This is a genomic window from Bradyrhizobium canariense (genome assembly GCF_019402665.1).
GTDB lineage: Bacteria > Pseudomonadota > Alphaproteobacteria > Rhizobiales > Xanthobacteraceae > Bradyrhizobium > Bradyrhizobium canariense.
Genome location: NZ_VSST01000067.1, coordinates 19,959 through 39,814 on the forward strand (window position 1 = coordinate 19,959; position 19,856 = coordinate 39,814).

General features: G+C 61.9%; 14 protein-coding genes. 9 read left to right on the forward strand and 5 right to left on the reverse strand.

Annotated features, from left to right (window positions below; translation table 11 throughout):
• Window positions 1-12: 12 nt before the first annotated feature.
• The 3 genes from FXB41_RS31870 to FXB41_RS42100 all read left to right on the forward strand — a co-directional run bounded on the left by FXB41_RS31870 (window position 13) and on the right by FXB41_RS42100 (window position 1,639).
• On the forward strand, window positions 13-876 hold the full coding sequence (locus tag FXB41_RS31870; protein ID WP_219684595.1) for a complex I NDUFA9 subunit family protein: 864 nt from the start codon (window positions 13-15) through the stop codon (window positions 874-876).
• Between the two features lie 35 nt (window positions 877-911).
• Window positions 912-1,271, forward strand: a complete 360-nt coding sequence (locus tag FXB41_RS31875; protein WP_219684596.1) for a DJ-1/PfpI family protein — start codon at window positions 912-914, stop codon at window positions 1,269-1,271.
• A gap of 113 nt (window positions 1,272-1,384) precedes the next feature.
• Complete coding sequence (locus tag FXB41_RS42100; RefSeq protein ID WP_198288325.1) at window positions 1,385-1,639, forward strand: hypothetical protein; 255 nt, start codon at window positions 1,385-1,387, stop codon at window positions 1,637-1,639.
• On the opposite strand, the gene FXB41_RS31885 is transcribed toward FXB41_RS42100, so the two are convergent.
• Complete coding sequence (locus tag FXB41_RS31885; protein ID WP_376707526.1) at window positions 1,636-4,368, reverse strand: UPF0182 family membrane protein; 2,733 nt, start codon at window positions 4,366-4,368, stop codon at window positions 1,636-1,638. The genes FXB41_RS42100 and FXB41_RS31885 overlap by 4 nt on opposite strands.
• A gap of 409 nt (window positions 4,369-4,777) precedes the next feature.
• Here FXB41_RS31885 and FXB41_RS31890 point away from each other — a divergent pair, with 409 nt between their 5' ends.
• From FXB41_RS31890 to FXB41_RS31910, 5 genes are all read left to right on the forward strand, one after another.
• Window positions 4,778-5,248, forward strand: coding sequence for an aminoacyl-tRNA deacylase (locus FXB41_RS31890; RefSeq protein ID WP_219684598.1), 471 nt, complete (start codon window positions 4,778-4,780; stop codon window positions 5,246-5,248).
• A gap of 233 nt (window positions 5,249-5,481) precedes the next feature.
• Window positions 5,482-5,901, forward strand: a complete 420-nt coding sequence (locus tag FXB41_RS31895; RefSeq protein ID WP_007601143.1) for a CBS domain-containing protein — start codon at window positions 5,482-5,484, stop codon at window positions 5,899-5,901.
• A 169-nt stretch (window positions 5,902-6,070) separates the two neighbouring features.
• A complete protein-coding gene (locus FXB41_RS31900; protein WP_219684599.1) occupies window positions 6,071-10,897 on the forward strand; it encodes an NAD-glutamate dehydrogenase in 4,827 nt (1,608 codons plus the stop codon).
• Window positions 10,898-10,948: 51 nt separating this feature from the next.
• Window positions 10,949-11,269, forward strand: a complete 321-nt coding sequence (locus FXB41_RS31905) for a hypothetical protein (protein ID WP_007601140.1) — start codon at window positions 10,949-10,951, stop codon at window positions 11,267-11,269.
• Between the two features lie 1,215 nt (window positions 11,270-12,484).
• Window positions 12,485-13,795, forward strand: a complete 1,311-nt coding sequence (locus FXB41_RS31910) for an FAD-binding oxidoreductase (RefSeq protein WP_311985929.1) — start codon at window positions 12,485-12,487, stop codon at window positions 13,793-13,795.
• A 322-nt stretch (window positions 13,796-14,117) separates the two neighbouring features.
• Here FXB41_RS31910 and FXB41_RS31915 read toward each other — a convergent pair whose 3' ends face one another.
• The 4 genes from FXB41_RS31915 to FXB41_RS31930 form a co-directional block, all read right to left on the reverse strand.
• Window positions 14,118-15,437 carry an NAD(P)/FAD-dependent oxidoreductase gene (locus FXB41_RS31915; RefSeq protein ID WP_219684600.1) on the reverse strand — a complete coding sequence of 440 codons (1,320 nt, stop codon included), beginning with the start codon at window positions 15,435-15,437 and terminating at the stop codon, window positions 14,118-14,120.
• A 329-nt stretch (window positions 15,438-15,766) separates the two neighbouring features.
• Window positions 15,767-16,792, reverse strand: coding sequence for a cupin domain-containing protein (locus FXB41_RS41820; RefSeq protein ID WP_219684601.1), 1,026 nt, complete (start codon window positions 16,790-16,792; stop codon window positions 15,767-15,769).
• Window positions 16,792-17,796 (reverse strand): 4-hydroxythreonine-4-phosphate dehydrogenase PdxA, encoded by a 1,005-nt coding sequence (gene pdxA, locus FXB41_RS31925; RefSeq protein WP_007601137.1) that lies wholly within the window; start codon window positions 17,794-17,796, stop codon window positions 16,792-16,794. The genes FXB41_RS41820 and pdxA overlap by 1 nt, the downstream gene beginning before the upstream one ends.
• Window positions 17,793-18,860, reverse strand: coding sequence for a four-carbon acid sugar kinase family protein (locus FXB41_RS31930; protein WP_007601136.1), 1,068 nt, complete (start codon window positions 18,858-18,860; stop codon window positions 17,793-17,795). The genes pdxA and FXB41_RS31930 overlap by 4 nt, the downstream gene beginning before the upstream one ends.
• A gap of 44 nt (window positions 18,861-18,904) precedes the next feature.
• On the opposite strand from FXB41_RS31930, the gene FXB41_RS31935 reads away from it, so the two are divergent.
• Entirely contained in the window at window positions 18,905-19,807 is a 903-nt protein-coding gene (locus FXB41_RS31935) for a LysR family transcriptional regulator (RefSeq protein ID WP_246649385.1), read from the forward strand.
• Window positions 19,808-19,856: the final 49 nt, after the last annotated feature.

The following is a 19,856-nucleotide window of genomic DNA, read 5'->3' on the forward strand; positions in this document are numbered from 1 at the left end:
CGCACCATCACTGTGTTCGGCGGAACCGGCTTTCTCGGCAGCCGCATCGCTCGCCATCTGTGCAGTCATAAATTTCCCGTCCGGATCGCGTCACGGCATCCGGACGTGCAACTTCAATCCGTAGCGGCCAACGTTCATGACGAGCGATCCGTCGCGAATGCGTTGGTCGGCGCCTACGGCGCCGTGAACGCGGTCAGCCTTTATCGCGAGCGCGGAGGGGAGACATTTCACTCTGTTCACGTCGAGGCGGCCCAACTTGTAGCAGCCCAGGCCCGCCGGGCGGGAGTCGAGCGGCTTGTTCACGTTTCGGGGATCGGGGCCGACGCCGCCTCGCCATCCCTCTACATCAGAAAGCGCGGTGAAGGTGAACGGGCGGTCCGCGCGGAATTCGCCGGTGCGTTTATCGTCCGCCCAGCTGTGATGTTCGGACCGGATGACGCGTTTCTCGGCACCGTCCTCAAGCTCCTTCGTCGGCTTCCGATCTATCCAATGTTCGGCCGCGGCCGCACCAGATTGCAACCGGCCCATGTCGAAGATGTTGCGGAGGCGGTTGTCCGAATCATCGAGCGAGCCGAGCCCCACCCGACGGTCTTTGAGTTCGGCGGCCCGACCCGCTATTCCTACGAGCAACTGCTCAGAGCGATCGCGCAACAGGCTGGCCTCTCGCCACGCCTGATTCCAATCCCGTTTGCCGTTTGGCACGCGCTGGCCTGGGCCTCCGAGATACTCCCTGGCCTGCCCATTACGCGTAACCAAGTGGAGCTGATGCGGATCGACTCGGTGTCATCACCGGAGATGTCTGGATTTGCTGAGCTTGGCATCTCGCCACATTCGATCGAGGAAATCCTTCAGGGGATGCTATCGAATCGAAGATGAGAGAAGCGTCCCGGCTAATCCAGCTTTAACGGCGCGTGGCGCGCGTCTGCACGGGCGCATTCACGCTCGCGGCAGCTGGGCTGTTGGATGGACGTCGAGCGACGACGCACTGGCGATTTGCGGCTCGCCTTCAGCGAGACTATCCATCCATCCGGGTCGAGGCGGATCGCATCTACTGTCGGGACGCCAACATATCAACTTCGGCAGGCACTACGGCCGGAATCGATCTCGCGCTGGCCTTGATCGAGGAGGACCATGGTTTCGCCATCGCCAAGTGCGTTGCACAGCACCTCGTCGTCTACCATCGTCGCTATGGCGGACATCACAATTCGCAGCCTCGGTCGATCTGGCACCCGAGAACGACCGTATTGCGCTGCCCTCGGCTATGCCTGTGATCACATATTCGAAGCACTGACACTCGAGCATCTGGCGGAAGCGGCCGGCATGAGCCGCCGCCAGTTCGGCCGGCCGCGCATTCCGGGCGCGGACCGGCGCCACACCCGCGCGCATGGTTGAACGCCTCCGCGCCGATCTGGCGCGAGGCCACATAGAGACAACTGCAGAACCGGTCGAACGCGTCGCGGAGGCGGTCGACTTCGGTGATGCGGAAAACATGAGACGGGCACGTGTTTGGGAAAATGGCGCGCCACCCAGAACAAAACTGCGAACTCTTATGCGATTGAAATCACGCCATGATTTCGAGCAGAGCCCAAGCGCGGCGTCGCGTTCGTCATTTCCGGCGCCAAAGGAGCCGCGGCGCTAATGGCCCGTGGAGTGCCGGCTCATGTCCTCCAGAAGCTCGCGCATCGCGTCGAACCGCGTGCCAAAGCCTTTCCAGTCGCCGGACTTCAATCGTTCAACGGCCTGATTGTAGCGATCGAGCGCCTCCCGGGCCTGACTTGCCGACGGGCGTGTGACAAGCATTTCCTCCTTCGAGCTAGACACCGGCCGCATCGCGCCAGGCTCGATGAACAGCGCTGACAAGGCCTCGTCGAGCGTCTCCTTCATCACCACATGTTCACCGTAGGCTGCGATCACGCGTTTCAGCTCAGGCAGGTGTCCTTGCTGTGCCCGCAGATAGAGCGGCGATACGTAAAGGATCGAGTTCTCGATCGGAATCGCAAGCAAATTGGCACCGCGGATCACCCGCGAGCCCATCTGATTCCACAGCGTGAGCTGTTGCGAGATCTCCGTATTCTGATTGATCCGCGCCTCGATCTGGAACGGTCCGTAGACGAGCTTCTCCTTGGGGAATTCGTAGACAATCAATTTGCCATAGTCGGGCGCGTCGCAGCGCGCGGCGAGCCACGCGATCATGTTGTCGCGGCGGCTCGGTACCATGGGAAGCATGAGGAAAAATTCGGCCTGCGGTTCGCCGGGCAAGCGCATGATGATGTAATAGGGTGTCATCGTCGAGATGCCGTCGCCGCCCGGCTGGCGCGGGAATTGCCAGAGATCCTCGCGGTTGTAAAAAACGTCGGCCGCCTCCATGTGGTAGGCTTGGTACAGTCGGGCCTGAATCATGAACAGGTCTTCCGGATAGCGAACGTGCTTACGTAAGTCCGGCGGCATCGTCGTGAACGGCTTGAACAAGTTCGGAAAGATGCGCTGGTAGGTCGCTGCAATCGGGTCGCCTGAATCAATAAGGTAGAAGTCGACAGTCCCATTATAAGCATCAATGACAACCTTCACGGAATTGCGAATGTAGTTGAGATCGAGCCCCTGTGCGGGCTCTGCATACGGGAAATAGGCGTTCGTCGTGTAGGCGTCCTGCATCCAGAACATGCGCCCACTGCTGACGACCAGATAAGGATCATGATCGAGCCTGAGGAAGGGCGCGATCGTGCTCACCCGCTCCTTGATATTGCGCCGGATCATGATCCGGCTGTCGATCGTAATGTAGCCTGAGAGAAGCAGGTTCGGATCGTTGAAATAGTAAGCAAACAGCATTCGCGTGGCCATTGCCCCGATCGAGATGCCACCGGTGCCGCCATAGGCCGCATAGGCGTTCTCTTTCCCCTTCGGATAATCGAACTCCGGGATGCTGCTCTTGACGACGACGTAGTCGTCGGTCTGCTCGCCGAAGTAGATGCGCGGCTCGTCGATCCTGGGGCCGACGTCTGCGACAGGAGGAATATTCCGCAGATAGAAGATCGGCAGTCCTTCGGCGCTCTTGCGTGTGACCGGACTCATCACCGCGCCATTGCCGTGGGTGAACAGCACGTGGCGATTGACCCAAGTCTGGGCGTTCGGCGGCAGCAGGGAGGACCGCAGTTCGCGGGCCGAGAGCATCACGCTCTGGTAGGAGCCATCGAGCCAGTAACGATCGACGTCGAGGTCATGGAATTTGTAGTAGGTGCGGATTTCCTGCAGTTGCGCGTAGGTATCCGACAGCGGCAGCCAGTCCCACAGCCTGATATTTTCAATTGTCGCCTTGTTGGCTTCGAGCGCCTCGGGGGTAAGCTTCTGCTCGGCGGTAAACGGCCTGGCTGCGATCTGATCGAGATTGTATGCCTGCCGGGTGAGCGCGATGTTGTGTTCAATGTAGGGCTTCTCCAGCTCCAACTCGCTTGGTTTGACGAAGAACTGCCGGAACAGCCCAGGGACGACGCTGGACAGCACGAACGTACCGGCGCTGACGAGCACAATCGCCACGGCCGGAAGCCGGTAGGTGCGAACCCGGATGTTCGCCCAGGCGGTAAGCGCCGCGATGATCGAAAGTCCGATCATTAGCCACAACGCCGGCAGCCCCACATGCACGTCGGTGTAACTTGCGCCGACGACGACGCTATTGTCGCCGTAGAGCAGCAGATAGCGGTCGAGAACACAGGACCAGGCTTTTACCGCGAAGAGAAAACCAAGCAGAGCGGAACCATGAGCGATCGCTGTCGGCGATATTGATCGACGGTGAACGTCGTATTCGATGTCGCCGTGCACCCAGTAGATCGCCGCGGCGAAAAGCCCGCTCAGAACGAGCGCGAGGATCATCCAGTTCTTGATGAGGATATAGGCGGGCAGTGAGAAGAGGTAGAAGCCGATGTCCTTGTTGTAGAGCGGATCGTCTGCGCCGTAGGGCACCTGATAGACAAATCGCAGGAAGACGCCCCAGTTGCCGGCCTGGGCTGCCGCAACAAGAAGAGCGAGCAAAGCCGCAACGCCTGTGATCAACCAGGGCCACGACAATCGATCGCGCGCAAGCACAAGCAGATCCGGCGGCGCGTTGCCCGCGGCGCTCCACGACGGAGCGGCGACGAACTGCGTCGGCCGCTGTCGGGCAGAGCGTAGCGCGAGCCATCCGTTCAGCCAGAGGATGACGGTGGTTCCGATCCAGACTGCAAGAAAGACGACGGCTTCGGCGCCGATTGTGGTCCAAAAGACCTGGAGATAACCGATCGAGGCAAACCACAGCCAGCCGACCAGGAGGTCGCTCGCGAGCGCAAGCAGGACGAGGCAAATCCCAATGACGACGGCCGCAACAATCAACCCGACCATGGCACTTTGCCTCGGTATCTTGCCTCCGGGTCCGGTAATCCCGATCGTCATGGTTTCATTATAGCGGAAATGAGAGACGCCCGCCCGCCCGATTCGGGATTAGCGCCTCGAGGCGACGACAGGGCTGCCAGAACCTGCATCGCCGCCATCGCGGCAGCGCAAAGGGGCGAGGTCGGCTGAAGCAGCCGGCGCTGCCAGTCGGTCGTCAGGCAACATGGCGCTCTCGAAGCCGCGCCGCACCGCATCATATCGTGAAATAGCGCAACTTGGTTCGCCACCCTGTATAAAATTGCGAACCCGTATATAATTGCGGATGGAAGACCCGTGTTGGGTCTATAGGCAGCCGCCCATCCTATGGCGAGAGTCTGCCGGGGGTGGATGGTTTGCATCCTGCATCGGAGGTGATGTCATGGCCATTGCTCCCACGCTCCAGAAATACCTGGCCGCTGAAAACATCCAATACGAGCTGATCCCGCACGAACTCAGCATGACGTCCACGCGAACGGCTGAGACCTGCCATATCTCGGGCGACCGCCTCGCCAAAGGCATCGTGTTGCGGCGCAACGGCGAATACATCCTGGCCATCTTGCCCGCATCGCATCACCTTCGCCTGTCGGACCTGAGGACAAGTCTCGGCGACAATGTCCACATGGCCGATGCAAGCGAGATCAATCGGCTGTTCAGTGACTGTGCACACGGTGCCGTTCCTGCCGTCGGCAAATGCTACGGGTTGGATATCATCGTCGACGACAGCATCGAGGCACAGCCGGACATCTATATGGAAGCCGGCGATCATGAGACGCTGCTTCATATGGGTCACGCGCAGTTTGCGCGCCTGACGAGCAACGCACCGCACGGGCGTTTTAGCGCGCACGACTGAGGAATTTGCGCACCGCCCAATGCCTTTGCAATCCTGGGCGGGAACGCGGCTCGCGACGTCGCTGTTAAATCGTTGGGAAGGGTGACGGCGACAGCGTCGGCGTTTGTCTGCCGGATCGCCAAGGAGTGATGCTTTCTCCTGCGACACCGCACCCGATCGGTTGTACAGTTCAGAAAATGGGGGCGCTGCTGCATTGCATCAACGCACCTGAAACCCAGGAACGGAGACTCGCCATGAAGGTCAAAGACGTGATGCACAAGGGTGTCGACTGGGTCAGCCCTGACACCCCTATCACCGAACTTGCCAAATTAATGCGGGCGCACGACATCGGCTGCATTCCGGTTGGCGAGGACGACAAGCTGGTCGGGATGGTGACCGACCGCGACATCGTCTGCAAAGGGCTCGCAAGCCACAACTTCGATGCCGGCCGCGCGACAGCGCGCGATGTGATGACCGAAGGCATCCATTGCTGCCGGGAGGACGATGACCTCGCGAAGGCGATGCATCATATGGAGAAGCTGCAGGTCCGCAGGCTGCCGGTGATCAACAAGAGCAAGCGGATGGTCGGCATCATCAGTCTGGGTGACGCCAGCCATTCCGCGTCCGGTGATGTGCTGACCGACACCGTCAGGAGTGTTGCGGCGCATCACTGAAGTAGGGCCAGGGCTCCTCTCGCGATCACCGCTCGGTCCGACGTTGAGCTGAGCCCGAGCCATGCGTTTAACAAGGACCCATCGCGCGGCGCGAAAGCGGCGGCCCGACGTGCTCTACTTTGCGTCGGTGTGACCGCAAAATGATAATAATGCGGACACGGCGCGGCAAATGGAGGACGCGATGGCGTGGCGTGACGACAAGGCCCGCGCAACCCTGATCCGCGACGCAGCAGGCAGCGTGCCGCCGGGAAAGAGCTCCCGGGCCTTTGCCGAGCCTCTGTTCGGCTACAGCAATATCGAGGATCTCGACAATTACGATGCCGCCTCGCTCGCCCTCCTGGCGGAGCACGCCTGGGAGCATGTACAGCGGCGCACGTCGGGCTGCGCCGATATCCGCGTGGTCAATCCGACGTTGCCGAACGGGCGCGAGATTTCCGTGCTCGAGATTCTCAACGACAACATGCCTTTCCTGTACGACTCCACGATGGCAGAGCTCGCCGAGCAGGGTATCGAAGTCACACTCGTCGCCCACCCGATCATCGCAGTGGAGCGCGATGCTGAGGGCAAGCTGCTGCGCTTCTACGGCGAAGCACTGCCAGAGGGAGCAAGGGGCGCACGCGAAAGCCTGATTCACCTCCATATCACCCGCCTGGACGCCGACGCCGATCGCCAGAAGCTGATCGACGGACTCGCCAGGGCGTTGAACAACGTCCGCGCCTGCGTCACCGACTGGCGCGCCATGCGTGACCGCGTCGAGGAAGCGATCAAGACGTTCTCTTCCAATCCGCCGCCGCTGCCGATCGACGAGGTCGCCGAAGCCAACCAGTTCCTGCAATGGCTCTGCGCGGACAATTTCACTTTCCTCGGCGTGCGCGAATATCGCTTCTCGCCCGACAGCGATGCGTCGGACGACATCACGACCGGCGAAGGCCTCGGCATCCTCCGCGATCCGGATACGAAGGTCCTGCGACGCGGCAACGAAATGGTGGTGATGACATCGGAAATTCGCGAGTTCATGCACGAGCCGACGCTGCTGATCGTCATCAAGGCCAATGTCTCAAGCCTCGTCCATCGCCGCATCCGGATGGATTATGTCGGCATCAAGCTCTATGCACCCGACGGCCGGCTCGAGGGCGAATTGCGCGTCGTCGGCCTGTTTACATCAGGGGCCTATACCCGCTCGGTGCGGCAGATCCCTTATGTGCGCCACAAGGTTTCGCGGGTGCTGCAGCGCGCCGGCTTCGACCCGAACGGCCATTCGGGCAAGGCGCTCATGCATATCCTCGAAGATTATCCGCGTGACGAGCTGTTCCAGATCGACGTCGACTCGCTCTACAATTTCGTCATCGAGGTCCTGATTCTCTACGAGCGCCCACGCGTCCGGGCGCTAGCGCGCGTAGACAAGTTCGATCGCTTCGTCTCCATCCTCACCTTCATTCCGCGCGACAAATACGACACCGACGTCCGCACGCGCGTCGGAGCCTTCCTGTCGCAGGTCTACAAGGGGACCCTGTCGGCTTCCTACGTATCGTTCCCTGAAGGCGCGCTTGCGCGCGTCCACTTCATCATCGGGCGCTATGAAGGCAAGACGCCCGTCGTCGAGCGCGCCACGCTCGAAGCCGGGATCAGCGCCATTGCCGCGACCTGGGCCGACAAGCTGAAAGCCGCGCTCACCGCGTCGACCGACGGCATGCGGGCGCGCATGCTCGCCAACCGCTATGCCCAATCCTTTAGCGGCGGTTATACCGAGGTTTTCACAGCGGAGCAGGCCATCGCCGATATCGCGACCATCGAAAGGCTGACCCCAGCCCGCCCGGTGACGATTTCGGTGCACCGGGACAAGGGCGAGGACGATCCCAGGCGCTTCGGGCTGAAGGTGTTCTCCGACGCCGCACCGCTATCGCTATCCTATCGCGTACCGGTGATCGAAAACCACGGCCTGCGCGTGGTCAACGAACGCACTTATCAGATCGTGCCCGGTAACAGGCCCGAGCCGGTCTGGCTGCACGACATGACGATCGAGACCAGCGACGGCGAGCCGATCGAGATCAGCCCGGACTTCAGCCATCGCCTGGAAGCCTCGATCATGGCGGTGGTCGCTGATCGCGCCGAATCCGACGGATACAACGCCCTGATACTGCGCACGCCCCTCGGCTGGCGGGAAGTCTCGACCATCCGGGCACTGTCGCGCTATTTGCACCAGATCCGCGCCCCCTTCACCCAGGACTATATGTGGGAGACCTTGCGCAAGAACGCCGGGATCACAGCCAACCTCGTCGCGCTGTTCCAGTCCCGCTGCGATCCGCGCCTTGACCTTACCGATCGCGAGCGTTCGGCGCGCGAGACAACTCTCCTTGCCGAGATCGAGGAGCAGCTCAAATCCGTCGCCTCGCTCGACGAAGACCGCATCCTGCGCCGTTTCACCAATCTGGTGCAGTCGACCATCCGCACCAATCTGTGGCAGATCGGCGAGGATGGGCATCCGCGTCCGGTAATCTCCTTCAAGTTCGACGCGCGGCGGATCGACGATTTGCCGGCGCCGCGACCTCTCTACGAGATCTTCGTCTATTCGCCTCGTGTCGAAGGCATTCACCTGCGCTTCGGCAAGGTTGCGCGCGGTGGCTTGCGCTGGTCCGATCGGCCGCAGGATTTCCGCACCGAGATCCTCGGCCTGGTCAAGGCCCAGCAGGTCAAGAACGCCGTGATCGTGCCGGTCGGCGCCAAGGGCGGCTTCGTGCCCAAGCGCCTGCCGCCGCCTTCCAATCGCGACGCCTGGCTCGCGGAGGGCACCGAAGCCTATCGCATCTTCGTTCGCTCGCTGCTCGAACTCACCGACAATCTCGACGGCGACATCATCGTGCCGCCCGGTTCGACCGTGCGGCATGACGGCGACGACCCCTATCTGGTCGTCGCCGCCGACAAAGGCACCGCGACCTTCTCCGACATCGCCAATGCGATTTCGGCCGAAAAGAACCATTGGCTCGGCGATGCCTTCGCCTCCGGCGGCAGCCAGGGCTACGACCACAAGAAGATGGGGATCACAGCGCGCGGCGCTTGGGAAGCGGTCAAGCGCCACTTCCGCGAGCTCGGCACCGATATTCAGACCATGCCTTTCACCGTGGTCGGCGTCGGCGACATGTCCGGCGATGTCTTCGGCAATGGCATGCTGCTCTCGCCGGCGACAAAGCTCGTGGCGGCTTTCGATCACCGCGACATCTTCATCGATCCCTCCCCCGATCCGACGATCAGCTTCGCCGAACGCAAGCGCCTGTTCGACCTGACGCGATCAAGCTGGCAGGACTACAACAAGTCGCTGATCTCGCAAGGCGGCGGCGTGTTCTCGCGCACGCTCAAGGCGGTCCCGCTCGCACCGGAAGTGCGGAGCCTGCTCGATCTCGACAAGCCGCAGGCTACGCCGTTCGAGGTGATGACCGCGATCCTGAAAGCGCGCGCCGACCTTCTATGGTTTGGCGGCATCGGCACCTATATACGCGCATCGGGAGAGAGCGACGATCAGGCCGGTGACCGCGCCAACGATCCGATCCGCATCGCGGGCGCCGATGTTCGCGCCCGGGTGATCGGCGAAGGCGCCAATCTCGGCGTCACCCAGCGCGGCCGCATCGAAGCGGCGCAGAAGGGCGTCAAGCTCAACACCGACGCCATCGACAACTCGGCCGGTGTGAACACGTCCGACCTCGAGGTCAATATCAAGATCGCGCTGGCGCGCCCCGAACGCGAGGGACGCCTCAGCCCCGCCGACCGCAACAGCCTGCTAGCTACGATGACCGACGAGGTCGGCACGCTGGTGCTGCGCAACAACTACCTGCAGACGCTGGCGCTCTCGCTCGCCGAGCGCAAAGGCGTGGCCGAGACCGGCTTCCTCACCCGCCTGATGCAGTCGCTCGAGCAGCGCGGTTTGCTGAGCCGCTCCGTCGAGTTCTTGCCGGACGACGCAGCGCTCACCGAGCGCACGCGGCGCGGCCAAGCCCTGACACGGCCGGAGCTTGCCGTATTGCTCGCCTACGCCAAGCTGACGCTCTACGAGGACCTGCTCCTCACCAGCGTGCCGGACGATCCTTATCTCGCCCGCAGACTGACCCTTTACTTCCCGCGCGAGGTTCCCGACAAGTTCCCGAGCGCGGTCGAGCTCCATCGTCTCCGACGCGAGATCATCGCAACCAGTCTCGTCAATGCCGTGATCAACCGCGGGGGCCCGGCCTGCGTCGTGCGCCTGACCGACGAGACCGACGCCGATATCTGGACCATCGTCATGGCGCAGGTGGCGGTGGACGCGATCTACGAGCTCAGGCGGCTCAATGACGAGATCGACGCGCTCGACACACGTATCGACGGGCAGTTGCAGCTCAGCCTCTACGCGGCGATCCAGGACCTCCTGCTCTCCCGCATGGTCTGGTACGTGCGCAATGTCGATTTCAAGGACGGGCTGGAGGCCGTTGTCGCGCGCTTCGGCCAAGCTATCCGCCAGATCGTCGCCGGGCTCGACACCACCCTGCCGACGGACTTGCAGCCCGCACGTGCCAAGCGTCGGCAGGACCTGACTGATGCCGGCGTCCCGGCCGGCCTCGCCTGCGAACTCGCCGATCTCGACTTCCTGGTCTCGGCACCGGATATCGTGACCGTGGCGGAGCGCACCAGCCGCAGCATCAGCGATGCCGCCGCGACATTCTTTGCCGCCGAGGCGAATTTCCGGCTCGACCGGATCATTGCCGCCGCGCGCAGCGTGCTGGCAAACGATTATTTCGAACGTATGGCCATCGATCGCGCCGTTGAGCAGATCGCTTGCGCCGAAAGAAGACTGGCAGCGCATATGCTGGCAACCGGCCAGTCCGGCCAGCAGGCCGTCGAGACCTGGCTCGCGGCTCACCCCGAAGCGACGCGCATCCGCCGCTCGGTCGAGGAAATTGCCGCCACCGGACTGACGCTCGCCAAGCTGACTGTGGCCGCGAACTTGCTGGGGGATCTGGTCAAAGCCTGAGGGCGTGCGAGGCAGGGATGTGAAATTTGGCCGGCGAAACGGAGGACTCCCATGATCCACGCGACTTGCCATACCGCCGATAATCTCCGCTGCATCGAGTTCGATGCCACAACTTGGTTCAACGAGGCTGACGCTCCGAGCATTATCGATTTGGCCCAACGAGGATGGGTCAGCACGGCGATTGCAGAGTCCCTTGAGCGCCGACGAGGATACGAACGCTTGCACGACCTCGTTGAGTATGCAGCAAAGCGACTGCAACCGGAATCCCAGGAGCACCCAACCTGGGAAACTTTCGAATGCGTCGTCGATGGACCCGACGCCGTGGCCTGGCTCGAGAAGAACCGGCTCGAAATTGTGGCGAGTATCCGCTAAGCCACGGGAAGCGCAGCAATGGCGATGATCGATTGGCGACGTCGTCAGCGAAACGGCAATGGCGCTCCCTAGCTAGAGCAACCGGCCAAGCCGTGCTACGCAGCATCCTGTCAGTCGTGGCTTAACCCACTCACAGGGCCTGGCATAGCCCCGCGCCCCGCATGCGCCGATGCACGCTCGGGAACCTTATGCTCGAATCGGGCCGCTGTTAGATTCAATCTGCTGTCGCAGCGATCTCATTCTGTTCTCTTAGGACGAAATACCTTGATCCACCGCATGGTATTACTATCCACCACAAGCACGGAGTAAGAACCCAACGCATGACGCAAGAAATATTTTGGCGCGTCACGGCCTCCCGTTTGGCGGTGCCAAATCGGTGCCACGCGGTTTCGGTTTTAGGAGGAAAGCGTGCTTGCGGGCCAATCGCTTGAGAGTGGTCGGCGCACCAGGGCTCGAACCTGGGACCCGCTGATTAAGAGGCGTATGATTTATCTGTAAGATCAATGGCCATTCCGACAAAAGACTCGTTGAACGTGCATTAAATCCACAATTGGATTTCCATTTGTCGGAATGTCCCGGTACCAAATACGCGCAGCACGCGACAGGACGAGGCGTCGGGGGTTCGAGTCAGGAGACCGCTACATGGCTGGGCCCACTACTGTGGAGGCGCTGTTCTCTTACCGGAGGGCAGCTTAACTCCCGGCCTCGCACCTTGATAGCCCGCCAGAAGCCGCCGTTCTCGCGCGGTCCACGCACGTCCATGCGTCCACGTGAAATTCACGATTCCGACGGAGCCGCAGCCGGTCGCTCTCGTCGAACGACAGGTTGAGTAGGTGGCGACGCGGTCGAACTGGCGCGCTTTTTCGAAATACTGGCCTCCGATAGATTGTCTGCCGAGTCATCGATTGCCTCCTCCGAAATCCGAAGGGACTCGCGATGAAGGCGTTCAATACGAGGCTGCACCGGCGCAAACTGCCGAACATCGTGGCATTTCGGCATTGGTGTCTTCGGAACCGCGACCGAACGGCAAACAATGCCGCACAAACGCGCGAAAATGATCCGATAACGCCCATTGGAAGCTGAAGCATGTCTCAGTCGGTACACGTTCACGCCTTTCGCGATCTTCTGGACGACAGGGGCGTCGTTGACGATCCAGCGCGGATCGCGGCCTACACAACGGATCAGCGCCAGCTCTTCACGGGCTCGACGTTTGCCGTGCTGAAGCCGGCGACGACAAAGCAGGTCGCCGACATTGTACGGCTGGCGGCGCACCACGGTATCGGAATTGTTCCACAAGGCGGCAACACCAGCTATTGCGGCGGCGCGACGCCGGATGCCTCCGGGCGCCAGATTGTCGTGAGCCTCGAGCGGATGGACCGGATCCGCGAAATCGATCCCGTCTCCATGAGCATCTCTGTCGATGCCGGCGTCATCCTGAAGAACATACAGGACGCCGCGGCGGCTGCCGGACTTCTGTTGCCGCTCAGCCTCGGCGCGGAAGGCAGTTGCAGGATCGGCGGCAACATCGGCACGAACGCGGGCGGGCTGTCGGTCGTCAGGTACGGGATGACGCGCGATCTGCTGCTCGGAATCGAGGCGGTGCTGCCGGACGGGACGGTGGTGTCCGACATGCGCAAGCTGCGGAAGAACAATACCGGCTATGACGTCAAACAGTGCTTCGTCGGAAGCGAGGGGACTCTCGGCATCGTCACCGGCGCAGTGTTGCGTCTCGCGCCCTTGCCGACCCGCCGCGCTACTGCCTGGCTGAAGCTCGCGAGCGGCGCGCCGCTCGCTGAGCTTCTCGCCCTGGTCCGTCGCGAGTCCGCGGATCTGCTGACCACTTTCGAATTCATGGCGGCCCGATCCATCGCGCTCGCAACCGCAGCAATGACCGCCCCCCCCTCGCTTGGAGCGGGCCCAGCAGGCGCCGTCCTCGTCGAGTTCGCCTCTTCCTCACGTCATCTCGATCTCGACGAACTGATGGAAGCCGTTCTGGCCGAGGCGATAGAGTCCGGATGGATCGAGGACGCATTGCTGGCGCAGAGCGGATCGCAGCGGACCGCGATGTGGCGGCTCCGCGAGACCATCCCCGAGGGCGAGAAATGCCGGAACGGATCGGTCAAGCACGACATCTCGGTGCCGCTTTCGTCTATTCAACACTTTCTGGATTTGGCCGGTTCGCAGGTGCGATCGTATGACGCCGACCTTGAGCTGTCCGTCTATGGCCATGTCGGCGACGGTAATCTGCACTATAACGTGCTCGTTCCTCCCGATGTCGACCGACTGGAGTTCACCGAGCGGATCGAAGGCAGCCTGTCGCTGCAACTCTACGACACGGCCGCGGCGCTCGGCGGCACGTTCAGCGCGGAGCACGGCGTCGGTCGTTTCAAAAAGCACCTTCTGGAGCGATACGGCGATGTTGGGCGTATCGCGGCGATGCGCCGGATCAAGACCGCCTTTGATCCGGCTGATATCATGAACGCCGGCGCAATCGTTCGTCCGCTGGGCGAGACGTCTGCCTCTTGAATCATCGGCGGCGCGCTGGCGATCTTTCGTCGCGGGTCGAACGGTGCATCGTCGGCTGGGGTACCTCGATTGCCCAAATCGCCTTGTCCTTAAAGAAAGAGCCACTCCGAAGGAGTGGCTCAGGTTGGGGAGGAATTCCTGATGCCGTCGCGTGAGCAGCTTGAGGTTTCTTCGTAGAACCTGACGAACTCGACCAACTCCTACCGTTTTGCGTCCATAAGCCGGCGGACTTGACGGCGCGGAAACATGGAGTCCCGCTCACTCGTCTGCCGGAACCTTGGCTTCGCTCGGTACGCGTCAGGCCTGACTTCCGGCTCGATCTTCAGATGGCGGAGATGTTCAGCTTCGAGCCGTCGGTCAGACGCGACAGCCGGAACGGTGCGGGATCGACGCAAGGCGTGTCGTTGACGAGAAGCTGTGCGGCCAGATAGCCGAGCCCCGGGCCCAAACCGAAGCCGTGACCCGAGCAGCCCGCCGCGAGGACGAGGCCTTCCACCCCGTCCACCTTCGACACGACAGGCACTGCATCAGGCGTGCAATCGACGAAGCCGCCCCAGGCGCTATCGATCTTGATTTCGCCGAGTTGGGGGAAGGTTTTCCGGACACTCTTCACCACTTGGTTCACCAGCCATTTCAAGGGCGGAGGATCCAGCACGCGATTCTGCTCGAAGATCCGATCGTTGGTCAGCAACGCCGCCATTGAATCCGGCCCCGAAACGAACGATTGGCCGACACCAATCCTGACGTTCTTCAGGCGACGCAAGAACTGCGGCATGAATTCCCGGCTGTACCTGATCGCCTGGGGCGTGATTTCGAGGTTCGCCTTGCCGCTGATCGCAAGCGTATAGCTGCCGTCCAGTCGGCGCGTGATCGTGCAGTAGGGTGTCGAGACCGCCTCGCCGATGTTGATTGTCGGGGTAGAACGCAGCGCGGTCTGCCGGATGCTCGCTTGGGGGAAACTGATTCCGAGCGGCCGAAGGAAGCGCGAGGACCAGGCGCCGGCGGCGCACAGCACCGCGCTGGTTCTGATATAGCCCTTCTCCGTGTGCACGCCTGCAATCTTGCCATTGGCCAAGTCGAGCGCCCGCGCGGCGCATCCCTGGTGGATCGTGGCGCCCAGAGTTCTGGCCCCCTCGGCGATAGCCGGCGCGGCCAGCGCAGGTTCGGCCTTGCCGTCCCGCTCCGAATAGGTCCCACCGACCCATTTGCCGCGCGCTTCGGGGACGCGCTCGGCCACCTCCGCCCGGCTCAGCACCCGGGTATCGACGTCGTACTCCCTGGCGAGCTCGCGCCACTTTTCCCAGCCCGCGAGCACAGCCTCGTCGTGGGTCGCATAGACGAGACCGCAGCGCCGAAATCCTAGGTCCCGATTGATATCGCGCGTGAGCTCGTCCCACAGCCGCATGGAGAGCACCGAGAGCGGCAGTTCGCGCCGGTCGCGGTTCTGCTGGCGGCACCAACCCCAGTTTCGGCTCGATTGTTCACAGGCGACGTGGCCCTTCTCGAGCAGCGCCACAGAGAGGCCACGCTTCGCCAGGTAATAGGCGGCCGTAGAGCCGAGGATGCCGCCGCCGACGATGACGACGTCGGCCTCGACCGGGAGACGCTCATCGCTGTGAATGCGCTCGACTTGGGGCGACATGTTCCAACGAACCTCAGCTGCCAAGAATGCGGAAGCAAAGTTCCGATCAGCCCTTCATCGCATCGTGCGCGCGATAGAATGTGCTGAAATCACCTAGAACTTCGCAAGATGTTCGGGTTTTTGAGCGCTTGTGCGATACGAGCTGCTCAAGCGCGATCGTCCCAGTTCGGCGCAATGGCGACGCGACCTGCTTGTCCACGGAGACCGGACCGCTTTTCGATGCCCCAGCAAAATGGACCCAGACCGTCGCGATTGGGTCGGCGACACCGGGACGAGTGATGTCCTGAACCACGAGCGTCGGGCGTTTGTTCCGATCGCAGGCAGACGGTCTAGCCTTCGAGGTCGTGAGCGGTGCCGGCATCCATGGATGTGCCGGGTTCGAGCAGCACGACCTCGCAGATGTCGTCCAGCGCGACAGGGCAATGCTCTACCCCATGCGGGACCACGATGAACTCGCCTTGCTCGATGATCTCGTCCCGATCACGGAACTTCATCAGCAGGCGGCCCTTGTGCACGAGGAAGAGTTCGTCACCGCTCCTGTGAAAGCGCCAGGCGAACTCGCCCGCGAACTTGGCGAGCTTGATCTGCATGTCGTTAATCTGACCCGCGATCCAAGTCTCCTTGAGCTGCCCGAACGAGTTGGCCAGGTTCCTCTTGTGGAGTGGGGAGAGATGTCGGTTCAGGGAGGCCACGTCACGAATGATGGCCCCAAGCTGGCGAGCGACGTCCTTGTCGTCGGCCGGATACTTGCCGTCCAACGCGGCCGTGCCGATAGTGAAGCCGGCGGCTCCTGCGTCCTTCAGGATGGCGATCCGCTCAGGCGTATCAATCGAGCCGGCCACATAGACGGGCTTGGGCACCGCCGCGCACACCGCTTTGATGAGGGCCGGGACGTCTTCCTTGGAGCGATAGGCGAGCAGGTCGAGGCCATACACGCCCTCCCGCAGGGCGAGCGCCTTGGCGCTCTCAACGATCTCCTCGATGCTCCCTTCGAGCACGCTCGGGTGACCGGTAATGCGACCCGGGAAGGGGCAGTATTGAATGCCGGTGCCAGCAAGGATCGGCAGCACGTCGTCAAGACGTGTGCCGCCGAGCAAGACGTCGACGCCGATTTCAACCGCCGCTTTCGCCGAAACGATCTCACTTTGCCGGTCGAGTGAGACGACTTCGAGATAGGAGGTGGCGCCGTCTGCCTTGATGACCTGGTTGAGAACTTTGAGTCGATCGATCGGCAGGCCGATGTCCTTGAAACCGATGTGGCGAACGCCAAGGCTGAGGGCGGTCTTGAGTTGTTCAGAGGCGTCCTCGACGGTGCGATCGTTGCGCGTGAGCATGAAGATGAAGCGAAGGCCCATTAGACTACCCCTTCTTTGGTCTTAATTTGCGCGGCGACGAGCCTTCGCGCGTAAGTCAGGGCGGTCTCGAGACTGCCGGTGTCGGCGATGCCTCGGCCTGCAATGTCGAATGCCGTGCCGTGATCAGGGCTTGTACGGACGAACGGCAGGCCGAGCGTGATGTTCACACCCTTTTCGAGGCCGAGATATTTCACCGGGATCAGGCCCTGATCGTGATATTGGGCCACGACCACATCGAAGCGGCCCTTGCGGGCCTGCATGTAGACAGTGTCCCCGGGCCAGGGGCCACTGGCGTCGACGCCCTCGGCGCGGGCTGCTTCGATCGCAGGCCGTATGATCTGGATTTCTTCGTCGCCGAAGAGACCACCTTCGCCGGCATGGGGGTTGAGCCCTGCGACCGCAATGCGCGGCGCCGCGATCCCGAGGGCCTTGCCGCCCTCATTTGCGAGCCGGATCGCTGACATCTGGGCATCGAAATCCGCTTGGTCGATGGCCTTGCGCAGCGACGTGTGGATGGTGACGAGAACCGTGCGGATATCGTCGTTCGCCAGCATCATCGCAACGCGCTTCGCACCACCATAGTCGGCGAGGATTTCGGTGTGCCCGGGATAGCGAATGCCCGCGTTTGCCATCGCTTCCTTGTTGATCGGTGCGGTGACGATGCCGCTGACCTTGCCGGCCTTGGCTGCCGCGACGGCGGCGACGATGGCATCGAAGGAAGCTTGGCCGGACATGGCGCTGACGCTCCCGAGCGGAGGCGGCGCGATGATTTGCGTCGCCTCGACAACCTCAATGGACCGCGGCTCAGAGCGCGCCTCTTCAGGTCCGGCGATACGCCTGACCGTCAGCTCGAGGCCCAGACGGTGGACGATATTCTCCATCACGACGTAGCTGCCGAATACGACCGTGCCTTCGCCGGCTTTGGCCAATGTCTTCGCCACGATCTCCGGGCCGATGCCGGAGGCATCGCCCATTGTGATGGCGAGGGGAGCGGATTGGGTCATGATACAACCAGTTCTGATACCGAGGTGCCGAGGCGGAGCTGCGTGATCGCACGACGCAGCGTATCGTCGTCGCCAAAGCCGCCTGCCTTCATGGCGATCAGTAGCTCTCGTCCATCTCCGAGGGACGTGCGGCCAAGCGGAAAGCCCGGCTCGAGCTCTTGCAGGATCTCGAACTCATAAATGTCCAGGCCATCCAGGATCGCCTCCATGGTGTCCCCGCCTGTGGCGATCACCATGTCGAAACGCTCGTCGGCCAACCGTCGAGCCGCAGTTTGGGCAATGTCGTGCAGGACGGATCCGGGATCATTCATCCGTTCGATCGGAGCCCGCAGCAGAGCGATTCCAGGCTCCATTGCAATGCAGTCGGCCTGACGATGGCTGCGCGGATTGGCGCTGCCGATAGCAACAAGAATGTCGCCACAAACCGTGACGGTCACGTTCGACGCCACCGCAAGCGGCGCAAGACGCTTCGCCAGAGCAAGGGCCATGCCCGGAGAGCCCACCCATAGGATCGACTCCGGATCCGGCAGGGCGGCAACTTGTTTGTCGAGATCGGCCTGTGTCGCAGCATCAAGGATGACGACGCTTCCAATGGAGGCCGGAACGAGCTCAGCCAGCCGAGAATGTCGCGCAGGATGGACGGGGTCGCGACCGTATTCGGTCTCCGCGACAGGAATGCCGCCCACAAGCTGAATGCCGCTGACGGTTGTACGCCCAGCGCCGGGGAACGCCGGTGCAAAGACCAGCATCTTGCGGCCGCTTGCCACGAAGGCCGCTTCCATCTCGGCCGTCACATGCCCGCGAAGAGTCGAGTCCACGGTCTTGTAGAGGACATCCCGTGAAGCGAGCTGCTCGGCAAGTTCCGACACCCGCTGTGCCGCTTGCGAAGCTGGTACCGATCGCGATCCGCTATCGACGGCGATGATCTTTGCATCCTCTAGCGGCCTCCGACGTCGGCCGACAACGGCTCGCAGGCACCGCTCGACAAACGGACCGGCCCCATCGGCGGCGCTGGTCAGGTCATCGGCCAGAATACCGATTGTGTATTCGCCATTGGTTCGCATGGATCAATTATGCCAAGCTAATCTAGCATGAAAAGCGATAGTTTTTGCGCTACATCAGTGATATCAGGTCACCAATGAGGCGATCAGAAATACCTTCGTTGGACGACTTACGTGCGTTCGAGACCACTGCGCGGCTGGGGTCGGTTCGGCTTGCCGCGAACAGCCTTGCCTTGACCCATGGGGCTGTGAGCCGCCGTATCACCAAACTCTCGGAAGACCTTGGCTTCAAACTCTTTGAAAAAAGCGGACGTGGCTTGCGCCTCACGGCTTCTGGAGAAGTGCTCAACCTCACCCTCGGCCGTTTCTTCACCGAGCTGGCGACAACCGTTGAGAGCTTGCGTGCTGCCAACGCACAGCAGAATTCCCTCGTTCTCTCATGCGAGCCTTCAGTCGCTATGCGCTGGCTTATTCCACGGCTTGCAAACTTTCAGGCCGTCCATCCTAACATCGCTCTACATCTCTCAGTCGCCGGCGGCCCCGTCGAGTTTCGCCGCGATCGGATCGATCTTGCTATACGTCGGCTCGACTTTGCGTTCCCAGAGGCGTGGCACGTCCGGCGCCTTTTTCCTGAAAGGGTAGGACCGGTCATGAGCCCTCAGCTCGCGCCGGTGTTTGCCTCAGGAAACTACATCGCCCTAGGTTCGAAGACTCGGGCGGACGCTTGGTCGCGGTGGCTTTCCACCCACCCGTCGGTGCGGCGCCCCACGGAGATACGCTTCTACGATCACCACTTCCTCATCGTTGAAGCAGCATTGGCCGGATTGGGCGTTGCCCTCAGCCCGCGGGTCCTTGCAACGGACGACGTAGATAGAGGGCGGCTCATCGCACCTGCCGGTTTCGATCCTGACGAAAGCCACTATGGCCTTATCTGGGCGGGAGAAACTGAACTGTCTGGGAAAGCGAACTATCTTGCTTCATGGCTGCAGGAACAGTGCAATCTGATCTAATGATTTAACTTCGCCCTCCTCAAGGGCTCGGCGCTACCTTGCATGCAGC

Bases quoted from the DNA above. Each gene is read 5' to 3' on its own strand.
- FXB41_RS31930 (WP_007601136.1), bottom strand. From the start codon at position 18,860: ATGCGAACCAATGGCGAATACACAATCGGTATTCTGGCCGATGACCTG.
- FXB41_RS31895 (WP_007601143.1), top strand. From the start codon at position 5,482: ATGAAGGTCAAAGACGTGATGCACAAGGGTGTCGACTGGGTCAGCCCT.
- FXB41_RS41820 (WP_219684601.1), bottom strand. From the start codon at position 16,792: ATGGGCCTTCGCTTCATCTTCATGCTCACGCGCAACGATCGCACCGTC.
- FXB41_RS31890 (WP_219684598.1), top strand. From the start codon at position 4,778: ATGGCCATTGCTCCCACGCTCCAGAAATACCTGGCCGCTGAAAACATC.
- FXB41_RS31905 (WP_007601140.1), top strand. From the start codon at position 10,949: ATGATCCACGCGACTTGCCATACCGCCGATAATCTCCGCTGCATCGAG.
- FXB41_RS31900 (WP_219684599.1), top strand. From the start codon at position 6,071: ATGGAGGACGCGATGGCGTGGCGTGACGACAAGGCCCGCGCAACCCTG.
- pdxA (WP_007601137.1), bottom strand. From the start codon at position 17,796: ATGACCCAATCCGCTCCCCTCGCCATCACAATGGGCGATGCCTCCGGC.
- FXB41_RS31885 (WP_376707526.1), bottom strand. From the start codon at position 4,368: ATGGTCGGGTTGATTGTTGCGGCCGTCGTCATTGGGATTTGCCTCGTC.
- FXB41_RS31915 (WP_219684600.1), bottom strand. From the start codon at position 15,437: ATGTCGCCCCAAGTCGAGCGCATTCACAGCGATGAGCGTCTCCCGGTC.
- FXB41_RS42100 (WP_198288325.1), top strand. From the start codon at position 1,385: ATGGTTGAACGCCTCCGCGCCGATCTGGCGCGAGGCCACATAGAGACA.